At 61.6% G+C, this 1,752-nt stretch carries 3 protein-coding genes; all 3 read right to left on the bottom strand.

Going from position 1 to position 1,752, the window contains the following annotated elements; all coding sequences use genetic code 11:
- Positions 1-457, bottom strand: a 457-nt coding sequence (locus tag KDH09_13020; GenBank protein MCB0220615.1) for a CSLREA domain-containing protein, incomplete at its 3' end; no start/stop codon positions are given.
- A 119-nt stretch (positions 458-576) separates the two neighbouring features.
- Positions 577-981 carry a response regulator transcription factor gene (locus KDH09_13015; GenBank protein MCB0220614.1) on the bottom strand — a complete coding sequence of 135 codons (405 nt, stop codon included), beginning with the start codon at positions 979-981 and terminating at the stop codon, positions 577-579.
- Positions 982-1,099: 118 nt separating this feature from the next.
- A partial coding sequence (locus KDH09_13010) for a hypothetical protein (GenBank protein ID MCB0220613.1) occupies positions 1,100-1,752 on the bottom strand: 653 nt, incomplete at its 5' end.

The raw sequence follows: 1,752 nt of genomic DNA, 5'->3' as shown, positions 1-1,752 counted from the left end.
TCAGGAGCGTGGCGCCTTCATCGAGGGCAATAGCTGCGCCGCTGCGTGCGTCAATGCTCAGCCCGGCAAGGGTAACACTTCCCGCGCGTGCGGTGATGAGCGGGCCCTCACCACTCAAGTAGACATCCGTGATGGTGAGCGAACCGTCCGTGAGCTCGAAGGCAGAGCTGCCTTCAATCAGGAGCTCGTCCGCGCCGGGGCCGAGGATGGTCAGCTCACCGGAAATCGCGGGGAGGGGCGCGTTGAGTTCAATTGTTCCGGCATCGGCGAGGGTGATGGTGTCGGAGTCGGATGTTTCGTTGCTCGCAGCAATTGCCGCGCGCAGGCTGCAGACCGAGGCCGTGCATGTGGTACCGCCTGCATCGTCGGTTGTGGTTACGGTAAAGTCCCCGGCCATTACCGCCGACGGCAGGGCGAGAAGCCATCCGGCCATGAGGCCGATCATCATCTGTTTCATCAGCGAGTTCCTCATTATTCCGGAAATCATCTCCCACATTACATCACGGGAGCAAGGCTGTCAGTAAGGGGTGCCGGCCAAGTGTCTCAGATCACGACAGATATGGTAAGTTTTTGCTCTTACGCGCCAAACTTGGGCGGTTTGGCCAGCACGGCCGTAATGGCCTGGCTAAGCTCTTCGGCCGGGGTGGTTTTGGCAAGATAGCCGTCGGCGCCGTGTTCTTCACACAGGCGCTCCAGGTGCTCGGCGTCCGAGGATGAGTAGAGCAGGATCCGAATGGGGGAGGCCGGGGGCTCGGCGCGAAGGCGTTCGAGAATCACTTCGCCCGAGAGCGAGGGCATCCGAAGGTCGAGCAGCACGAGGTCGGGTGTCTCCGTGCGCAGGGCTTCGAGAAACTCCTCGCCACGCAGGAACTCACGCACTTCGAAGCCATCGAGCTGCAGGCTCTTGCGGACGAAGCGCCCGAGGATCGGGTCGTCATCTACCAGGAAAATCAGGGTGGGGGAATCTGCGCCTTCACTCACAGGGGGAGCCTCCGCTCAGCGGCGCCGGGCCGCGAACTTCTTTACTCGCCACCCCCCGCGGCAGCATCGATTGCAATCGTCGTTATATATCACCCGTTCCGGGGTGAGGAAAGCAGGTTCAGCCTTTGGCGGCGGCCTGCCCGGCGTTGCTTCTTCGCTCTTCAGCGGCCTTGGTGGCGAGCACGCTGATGTAGGGCATCGCCACACCGACCAGGTCGGCCCGCGGCTGATACTTGTCGATGGGGATGGGCGGGGTCGCCAGCGCGCGCCCGAGCATGACGTATTCCTCCGGGATGTAGTCGGCCCGGTGGTTCTGGTCGATTTCGATGTATTCCTCGGTCATCTCCTTGAGGTTGTCCTTGAGATGATCGATCAGGTGGGTGCCGTCCCTGAAGTGCTGGATGATCTCGTCGGTGACCTTTACGCCGTACTTCACCCACACGCCCAGTGAATCCTTGGTGTAGAGCTTGGTTCGGTAACCGAGGTCCCACAGGGCGTTGGTGATCTGGTCCTGTTGCTTGGTCAGGTAACCGTTCATCACGTCCACGATGCCGACGCGGAACCTCTCGGGTAGCTGCTTTGAGCAACCGAAATCGAGCATGACAAGCGTGGCCTTGGCCTCGGGGTCTTCGGGGGCCGGGTCGGTCACCATGAAATTGCCCGGGTGGGTATCGGCCTGGAAGAACCCGTGGTGGGCGATGGTGTAGAGCGAGGATTCCAGCAGCGCCCTGTAGATCCAGTCCTTCTTCTCGGCCGGCACGTGGCCGTTTC

It is taken from the genome of Chrysiogenia bacterium (assembly GCA_020434085.1).
Classification (GTDB): Bacteria; JAGRBM01; JAGRBM01; order JAGRBM01; family JAGRBM01; genus JAGRBM01.
This window is presented reverse-complemented; position numbering and strand designations above follow the sequence as displayed.